Genomic DNA, 8,052 nt, shown 5'->3' with positions numbered 1-8,052 from the left:
GTAGAGGGTTCTCCCGTTTCCCAAAGTCAATTAGTATGTAGCTAAATAGACACCTGAATAAGATTAATTTTCTTTGTTTTTTAAGTTTTTATTGTAGAGGTGTATATAGAAGTGAAATCAGGATAATTTTGCTTTCTATGAGCAAAAGTTATGTTTGGGATTGTAGTGTTGGTTATTAAATCATAAAAAAGTTTGTTTCATTCATTTATTTTTATTAATTTTGCTCCCTGATTAGGGAGCCCTTGAATAAAAAAGGGTTTTTCATAAGAAAATCTTTAATAATTAACAGTTAATAATTAAATTTATTTGTAGTATGTTTCAAAAGTACTTTATTGAGGTTTTTACCAAAAACTTCGCTAATTTCAATGGGAGAGCCCGCAGAAAAGAGTATTGGATGTTCTTCCTTTTTAACTTTCTTATCGCCTATGGTCTTCAGGTAGTAGCTATGGTCCTAGGAGAAAATGGAGGGATTATCTTTGCTATTGTTGCAATTCTTTATGCGCTTGCAAGCTTAATTCCTAGCATTGCTGTAGCAGTACGTCGTATGCACGATGTAGGAAAAGATTGGTGGTATATTTTCATCCCTATCTACAACCTAATCCTTTGTTGTACTGAAGGAGAACGCAGAGAAAATCAATATGGACCAGATCCTAAAGCTGGAGAGTAATCCATAGATATTTAAAATGTATTAATGAGTTAGTGGGGCATCTCTTACTAACTCATTTTTCTTTTGCCAATGATTGCTTTTGACCCTATCTATACAGATCCTGTTCCCCAGAATCATCGCTTCCCAATGGAGAAGTATGCCCTCTTATATGAGGCTTTGTTATGGGAAGGGATTGCGGAACCTACTGATTTTTTCACTCCAGAACCAGCTTCTTTTGAGCAGCTTATATTGGTACATAGCCCTACCTATGTACGTCAGTTCCTCTGCTTGACTCTTCCTCAGCGTGAGGCGATTCGCATAGGCTTTCAGGAGAGTGAGCAACTAGTTAACCGCACAATCCCTTGATTTTTGTTGCTAAATATTGTATTTTTGTAAGAAACTAATTGAGGTGTTAAAATAATTTCATATATTTGCACTCTGAAAATTAATGTATTATGGAATTATTTAAGGGACAAAGCCTCTTAGAGTTTACTGAACGCTTTAAAACAGACTTAGATTGCGAAGAATAGCTAGCTTCTTTAAAGTGGGAAGATGGATATTGCTGTCGCAAATTACGAGGTATATATTCTTGGGTTTCAGAGTTTAATATAGACCGCTATTTAGCTGAGTATAGTTTTAGAATCAATCGCTCACAGAGCAAAGAGACTATCTTTAACAAATTAATGAAAAGAATGCTTGAAAGAGAACCTATTTTCCAACCTCTGTTAATATGCCCTTAACTTGACACCTCAATAAATAATTTAATAAAATAATAGATATATGAATAAATTTTTATTTGGAAATAAGAATAATCGCCAGATATGGATAATATTTATTGTAGCTAATTTGCTTTATTCATTAATGATTTTTATGAGTATCCCTCATTTGCAAAAACTTTCGCAAGGCTTACCTATATTGGATATTAGGTCAGGCGGCTATACTTTGGAAGAGGTGCAAGCACTATATACAGCCTTAGGAAGTGAGGGGCGAAGTTACTATCTTTTTCCTCAGTTATTTTTTGATATATTTTATCCAGGGCTTTTTGCAGTGACTTATACTTGGATTATCATCAGGCTATTACAACAACTCTCCATACAAAATAAATGGTTAAAAGGTTTGTGTTATTTACCATTGATTACCAGTTTTTTTGATTATTCTGAGAATATCATTATCTTCATTACTCTCAAAAGTTATCCTGAGTTGTCCCCTACGCTTGTTCAATTGGGGAGTGTCTGCACATTTCTAAAAAACATTAGCGGGATGATGACTTTCAGTGTGATGATTGTACTATTTTTGGTATGGGTTGTAAGGAAATTAAGACAGAATAAAAGCTCAAATTAATGGAAAGAATTGTAGAGGGTTCTCCCGTTTCCCAAAGTCAATTAGTATGTAGCTAAATAGATACCTCAAAAAATATTTTAAACCGAGAATTCCCAACTCAACAGGAAATAGATGATTCGATAGTGTATTATAAAAATACTAAGGAAAAAGAAATATTTCCACCTACAAGTAGCTATTCTTTAGGGATCATAGAATAGATATTCATATTAAAGGAAGCGAAAAAAATAGGATTCAGAAATGGTGGGAGGATAAATATCAAAATTTAGGAACTTATAGTGTTATACCTATTGTTGGGGAGCAGTGTACAACTACAGTAAAAATATCCATAGAGGAATCTACAAAGGTTTTTTCAATATTCGATATAACATCAACAACTCAATCACCACAAGATTTTTTAGAACTTTTAACAGAGGAAGGTGAACATACTTATGGAACTAAAAAAGAGAATAAATTAACAGTAAATAAAGAGTATAGAGAGATTCCTTATATAGAAATTCATGATTTCAAATCAAGTTATAACCAACAGTTGAGTAATTAGAAATAAAAATATGTATAAAGTTATTAAAATAGTTATTATTATGGGTATATTAAGTAGTATTTTTTCTTGTAAAGTAGAAAAAGACATCTTTATATATAGAACAGAGGAATTCAAAAAAAAGGAACAAACATTTAAACTTTCATTAGATGAAGCAGCGCAAAAATGTATAAAATATATTTTGAAAGAAGAAATAGCTAATGAAGGTTCTTTTGAATTGGATATTATATATGGAGATTATTATATTTTTAAGCCAAAGGGGGAACTATATAACTTGAAAACAGGAAACTATAATTTATCTGGCATTTGGATTAATGGTAACACTGGGGAAATAAAGGAAGTTAAAACAAATGAGAATATTAAGATTTTACTAGGATATAATAGTCATATGCCTTATATGAGAAGAATTGAGAAAGATAAGGAGGAAAATTGATGAAAATGGGAAGTTACAACAGATAGATGATTTTGAAAAGATTAGTACATACCACTGGCAATGGGTAGTAATAAATCCTAATTTAGTTAAATTAGATAGTAAAACTCCCATTACTACTAATAACCTATTTAAAGAAATTTCAAAACTATAGTTATATGCAAAGAATAATATTTTTATTATGTTTAGTTTTAGTAGCCTGTAAGCCTAAAAACGAAGAGGTAGCTGTTATAACTCCTCAAAGGGAACTCTCTGAAATAGAAAAAAGCATTTTAGAGGATAGGAGGCTTCCCGTATACAATCATACTGTAGAACAGATTGACTGGGAGGTTCTCCTGCTATTTGTAAATGACCATATTAAGGAATATAAGAAGAAAAATGGCGATAGAATCACCTCAATGAGGTATTATTCTATAGGAGCGAGCTCAGTTGAAGTTTCAAGTCAAGAACCTTATGTAGAAATTATTAAAGATTATCATCCTAATGGTCAGATAAATAGCGTTGTAAAGATAGCTAAGGGCTTTAGACATAGAGCAATAGGTAAATCGATATACTATGATGAATACGGGAACAAAACTATTATAGATAATGATACTCTCTATGGAGCGTTAAAATACAATGATATCGTTAGGCTACTTATTAATGAAAGACTAATTGATGACCCAACCAAAGAAATAGGAGGACATAGATTTGAAGAGAGTGAATTTGGGGTTAAATATATAAAGGAAGTGAACTTTTGGTATGCTGTAATCTCAATCAGACCAATGGAACAATGGATAGAAAAATTGAAAGAATGGAAAGCCCTAAAAGAAGCAATGGAAGTCCAAAAAGATTTGGATAAACAATACAAAGAAAAACCTTGTGCAGAAACTCATATATATGCTGAACTTTATATAGATGGAGATACAGGGAAAATTTATCTTAAGAATGAATATGATAAAGGTTATTATGTAGATTATACAAAGGAATAATTTTTTATTAAGGCGTCAAAATAAACTCATATATTTGCACTCTGAAAATTAATGTATTATGGAATTATTTAAGGGACAAAGCCTCTTAGAGTTTACTGAACGCTTTAAAACAGACTTAGATTGCGAACAATAGCTAGCTTCTTTAAAGTGGGAAAAAGGGTATTGATGCCGTTGGCTGTTTAACAACAGTTAGTGGAAAGAAGAACAAACCTGTGGAGGACTTATATAATTCTATAAAATACTGGGATAATGTGAAAATAATTCTTGAAGAAAGAGAAGTAGAAGAATCTAATTGGAATAACAAAAATATAGGAGAAACAAAATGGACTGGAAAATTATAATACTTTTTTTAATAGTAACTTTTGATAGCTATAGTCAAAAGATGGAAGATTATACAATTTTTAAAGACGGCGAAGTTTATATTAACTTCCGTAGATACATACAAAAAATGATGCCTCAGATAGATGCTGAATTAGAAAAATACAGCTATAAAAAACCTACTGAGGAGCACTATAAGAAAGTAATACACTCTTTTATCAATAAAGAATTGCTACCGCAAAATATAGTGGTGCTGAATGATGATCTCAATCCATACATTGCTATCCAAGATAAAGGAATCATATATACAGAAGATGGAAATGAAGCAAAAATGGTTGGGCTTCTGTTATTTCATTTTAATCAGTATCTCTTCTACAAAGATCTAAAGTCCTTAGAGTGGCTAAAAGATAATTATGAAGATATATTATCAGATTTTGTAGTTACTTTTGGTGTTTATAGAGATAAAACACTGCTAAAATGGTATCTTGATGAAAATATTAATAATAGAACTGCTATACAATCGTTATTTTATTATGAGAAGAATACGCGCCAATTCATAAGAAAAGAGATGGTGTTAGCGGTCGATAAAATGTTACGAGGGACTCCTAACGAACACGATTTTGCTATTAATGCGGCGAAATACTATGTTCAAAGATATCCTCACGACTTTGATAACCCCAAGGAAATAATTGATTTCTTATTTAATTCTTCAAGAGGTTATTATATAGAAGATCCTGATGGATACTCTAATATAAGGGCGGATAAGAGTACTTCTTCTAAAATTCTAAGTAGAATAAAATCAGGCGAAAAAATAGATGTATTAGATGATACAAGCAATTGGTATCTGATAAAAACTAAAGAAGGGTTAAAAGGATATGTACACAAAAGTAGAATAAAAATTAAATAATAACGAGAGTATCAAATTCTCATAATGTATCATTCTTAAAACAATTACGATGAAAAAAATTATATTACTTTTGTTTATTCTTTTTTCTTGTGAAGAAAAAATTGTTGTTACAGAGTTTACAAATTACAATAATAGAATTTTAAATAATTTATCTAACAATTCTAATAATTATATATATTATATTATTGATAATTTTTCTAATAAAACCCTAAAAGACAAAGAACTTTTTATTGATAATTTCAAGGAAAAACGAAACATAAAAAATAAAATTATTAAAAGCAAAAAAAACATAACTTTAGTTTTCTATAAAAAAAGCTATTACAAAAATAAATTAAATTATGAAAATGATGGTTTTTTTTTATTAAATGAGAACGAATATTATAAAGATTCCGATATAACAGTAACACTCTCTTATATTTGCAAAAATAAGTCATTTTATATTGAAAACCTTCGGATTTTTGATGATACTAAAAGAAAAATAATTTTAAACAGAATTGATTCTATAAAATTTTAATACATTTACCCCCTTACCTTTGCAAACAATAAATAAAACAAGATAGAACAATGAACAATCTACTCACCTATATTTTTATTATATTTATTATTTTCAATAGTTGTACCCCAAATATAATTAATCAAGGAAAAATAGAATGGATTAGTAAATATGACTTATACGAAAACATTTACGGAAAAGGGATTGAATCTAAAAGAGGATTAAATGTTACAAAATTTCTAATTTTGGATGAATCTATCATTTTTATTGCAGCAGAAAAAGATAGCTACTTCTTTGACACTAAAGAAGATAATGCCATTTTATTCATCTCTAAAGATTTAGGAAATGAATACAAAGAAATCATATTTCCTGAAGAATCTATTGTTTCTATCCATTCATATGGCAAAAAGTCTTTAATAGAAACTAATATAGGAGGTTATGGAAACAATGCTAAAAATTGTATTTACTTATTAGATAATACCTCATTAAAATATAAAAAAATTAGAGAATTTTCTCCTAATAGTATTTCTCAGATAAAATTTAATGGAAATTTTATTTCATATAATGAAAATGGAGATGTTATATTAATAGATGTTTTAAATAATGTAAATTATAAAATTCCTAATATAGTTACTAAAGGTAATTACATATTAGAAGATAAAGACGCAAATATAATTTTTTTAGATAAGAATAAAATAATTAGATATAATGTTATAGAAGAAAAATTTACAACAATACGAAATTTGACAAAAACATACTCTACCATAACTGATGTTTTTGGAGAGATTAATTTAGGGGTAATTGATTTAGTGACAGGAACTGTGTATATTTACGACCTAACTGAGAGGGAATTATTTAAATTTTCTCCTAAAGATGAAAAATATAAATATCGTTATAAAAATTTTGTATGCGACTATAAAAGAAAAGAGTATTATCCTACGATTCGCTTTTCATATGATTATGGAAAAACTTGGAAAGAATACAATACGAGCGATTTTACAATAGAATCAAGTATATATGGTTTTTATAAGGATAAATACATAATTTTTGAAGCTGCCTTTATGGAAAAAGGGGCGTATATTATGATTGGAGAAATAATGAAATAAAACTATGTATAGAATAATCCTTTTAGAAATATCAATATCTATCTACTGAAACATGACATTTATTATATCAAGAATATTCTCCCTCCTTCTCCACCAAATGTCTTAGCTCAGGGTCGTTGGAGATACGTTCTTTCTCGCGTTCAATAATTTCAATGACGTCTAACTTTATTTGGCGGTAGTTGGCTTCTACCTGTTCTTTGGTGGTGTCGTTGCCGTTGGCATCGGTGAAGGAGAGGACTTCGGGGATTTTCTGGTAGGCTTTGGTCTCAGCGGCTACTTTGTCGTTGTCTACAACTATCTGTGCGTGGAATATCTTCTGATTGATGCGCTCATCAAAATTATCAGAAACAGCTCCTACAAATATATTAGTAAAACAGCACAAGTTACTACTGACCAGTGGAAAGGATATAAACCTATAAAGGACTATAATATAACTCAAATTCCTAGTAATAATGGGAAGAATTTTCCTACATTACATAAGGTAATACATCAAGTAAAGTCTTGGATACGAGGTATATATTCTTGGTTTTCAGAGTTTAATATAGACCGATATTTAGCTGAGTATAGTTTTAGAATTAATCGCTCACAGAGCAAAGAGACTATCTTTAACAAATTAATGAAAAGAATTATAGAACGTTCTCTCGTTTCCCAAAGTCAATTAGTATGTAGCTAAATAGACACCTCAAAAATATATTGTAGGACAAGCAGAAGGGAGAGCTATACAAGTGGTTGTTGAGAAAAGAGATAAAGTAGAAGAATTAAGAACCTTAAAAAATTAATAAGATGAGGAAAATTATAAATTTAGTAGCAATCACTTTGTTGTTTATTAGTTGCAACAACACTTCTAAGAGATTAGAGATGCTAAAAGAAAATATATTTATTTATGAAAGAGAAAGAGTTTTTGAGAAAAAAAACATTACAGTTGAACAATCAAGAGTGGAAGTGATAAGAGGAACTAAATATATTGTTGAAGAAAAAGTTATTTACGATAGTTTAGGTATCTTAGAAATATATGCTGGTGCCTCAGAAGGTTTTGTCGTTTATTCAAGAGATAATGATTTTGGAAAATCTGTTATCAAAGAAGAAGGATATAGTAATAAAGTTCTAATAGATAAGAAGCAGGATTGCCTTATAGACGGAAAAGATACAATTAGGAACTTTGAAGTGTTTTTAAAAGATAGGCTTATAATGGTCTATCCTAAAGAAGATGATAGAATTTATGTATACAAATTTAAATAATTAATTGAGGCGTCAAAATAATTTCATATATTTGCACTCTGAAAATTAATGTATTATGGAATTATT

General features: G+C 29.6%; 9 protein-coding genes and 3 pseudogenes. 11 read left to right on the top strand and 1 reads right to left on the bottom strand.

From position 1 onward, the window contains the following. The first annotated feature begins 313 nt into the window (after nucleotides 1-313). The 9 genes and pseudogenes from Q0625_RS00090 (at nucleotide 314) to Q0625_RS00050 (ending at nucleotide 6,747) form a co-directional block, all read left to right on the top strand. On the top strand, nucleotides 314-667 hold the full coding sequence (locus Q0625_RS00090) for a DUF805 domain-containing protein (protein WP_298822849.1): 354 nt from the start codon (nucleotides 314-316) through the stop codon (nucleotides 665-667). Between the two features lie 69 nt (nucleotides 668-736). After that, the gene (locus Q0625_RS00085) at nucleotides 737-1,012 is read left to right on the top strand and encodes a hypothetical protein (protein WP_298822847.1); all 276 of its coding nucleotides are present in this window, start codon (nucleotides 737-739) and stop codon (nucleotides 1,010-1,012) included. 89 nt (nucleotides 1,013-1,101) lie between these two features. Beyond that, nucleotides 1,102-1,386: pseudogene (locus Q0625_RS00080) on the top strand (hypothetical protein). A 40-nt stretch (nucleotides 1,387-1,426) separates the two neighbouring features. Continuing rightward, nucleotides 1,427-1,987 (top strand): hypothetical protein, encoded by a 561-nt coding sequence (locus Q0625_RS00075; RefSeq protein WP_298822845.1) that lies wholly within the window; start codon nucleotides 1,427-1,429, stop codon nucleotides 1,985-1,987. A gap of 548 nt (nucleotides 1,988-2,535) precedes the next feature. Beyond that, nucleotides 2,536-2,955: a hypothetical protein gene (locus Q0625_RS00070; RefSeq protein ID WP_298822843.1), complete on the top strand. Its 420-nt coding sequence runs from the start codon at nucleotides 2,536-2,538 to the stop codon at nucleotides 2,953-2,955. Nucleotides 2,956-3,110: 155 nt separating this feature from the next. After that, nucleotides 3,111-3,923: a hypothetical protein gene (locus tag Q0625_RS00065; RefSeq protein ID WP_298822841.1), complete on the top strand. Its 813-nt coding sequence runs from the start codon at nucleotides 3,111-3,113 to the stop codon at nucleotides 3,921-3,923. Between the two features lie 322 nt (nucleotides 3,924-4,245). After that, nucleotides 4,246-5,148 (top strand): SH3 domain-containing protein, encoded by a 903-nt coding sequence (locus Q0625_RS00060; RefSeq protein WP_298822839.1) that lies wholly within the window; start codon nucleotides 4,246-4,248, stop codon nucleotides 5,146-5,148. Between the two features lie 49 nt (nucleotides 5,149-5,197). Beyond that, nucleotides 5,198-5,662, top strand: a complete 465-nt coding sequence (locus Q0625_RS00055; protein WP_298822837.1) for a hypothetical protein — start codon at nucleotides 5,198-5,200, stop codon at nucleotides 5,660-5,662. A gap of 50 nt (nucleotides 5,663-5,712) precedes the next feature. Further along, on the top strand, nucleotides 5,713-6,747 hold the full coding sequence (locus Q0625_RS00050; protein ID WP_298822834.1) for a hypothetical protein: 1,035 nt from the start codon (nucleotides 5,713-5,715) through the stop codon (nucleotides 6,745-6,747). A gap of 67 nt (nucleotides 6,748-6,814) precedes the next feature. Here the strand turns inward: Q0625_RS00050 and Q0625_RS00045 are convergent. Then, a pseudogene (locus Q0625_RS00045) lies at nucleotides 6,815-7,111 on the bottom strand (conjugal transfer protein TraG); the annotation flags it as partial. Here Q0625_RS00045 and Q0625_RS00040 point away from each other — a divergent pair. Together Q0625_RS00040 and Q0625_RS00035 are read left to right on the top strand one after the other, a co-directional pair. Next, nucleotides 7,106-7,420: pseudogene (locus tag Q0625_RS00040) on the top strand (transposase); the annotation flags it as partial. The pseudogenes Q0625_RS00045 and Q0625_RS00040 sit on opposite strands and share 6 nt — an antisense overlap. Nucleotides 7,421-7,530: 110 nt before the next feature. Then, the gene (locus Q0625_RS00035; protein ID WP_298822830.1) at nucleotides 7,531-7,986 is read left to right on the top strand and encodes a hypothetical protein; all 456 of its coding nucleotides are present in this window, start codon (nucleotides 7,531-7,533) and stop codon (nucleotides 7,984-7,986) included. Nucleotides 7,987-8,052 lie beyond the last annotated feature (66 nt).

The organism is uncultured Capnocytophaga sp., from assembly GCF_938029845.1.
Taxonomy (GTDB): Bacteria; Bacteroidota; Bacteroidia; order Flavobacteriales; family Flavobacteriaceae; genus Capnocytophaga.
The sequence above is the reverse complement of the archived record's forward strand: the minus strand, read 5'-3'. Positions and strand labels throughout refer to the sequence as shown.

Coding starts and splice junctions, on each gene's coding strand:
- Q0625_RS00090 (WP_298822849.1), top strand. CDS start 314: ATGTTTCAAAAGTACTTTATTGAGGTTTTTACCAAAAACTTCGCTAAT.
- Q0625_RS00070 (WP_298822843.1), top strand. CDS start 2,536: ATGTATAAAGTTATTAAAATAGTTATTATTATGGGTATATTAAGTAGT.
- Q0625_RS00065 (WP_298822841.1), top strand. CDS start 3,111: ATGCAAAGAATAATATTTTTATTATGTTTAGTTTTAGTAGCCTGTAAG.
- Q0625_RS00075 (WP_298822845.1), top strand. CDS start 1,427: ATGAATAAATTTTTATTTGGAAATAAGAATAATCGCCAGATATGGATA.
- Q0625_RS00050 (WP_298822834.1), top strand. CDS start 5,713: ATGAACAATCTACTCACCTATATTTTTATTATATTTATTATTTTCAAT.
- Q0625_RS00060 (WP_298822839.1), top strand. CDS start 4,246: ATGGACTGGAAAATTATAATACTTTTTTTAATAGTAACTTTTGATAGC.
- Q0625_RS00085 (WP_298822847.1), top strand. CDS start 737: ATGATTGCTTTTGACCCTATCTATACAGATCCTGTTCCCCAGAATCAT.
- Q0625_RS00035 (WP_298822830.1), top strand. CDS start 7,531: ATGAGGAAAATTATAAATTTAGTAGCAATCACTTTGTTGTTTATTAGT.
- Q0625_RS00055 (WP_298822837.1), top strand. CDS start 5,198: ATGAAAAAAATTATATTACTTTTGTTTATTCTTTTTTCTTGTGAAGAA.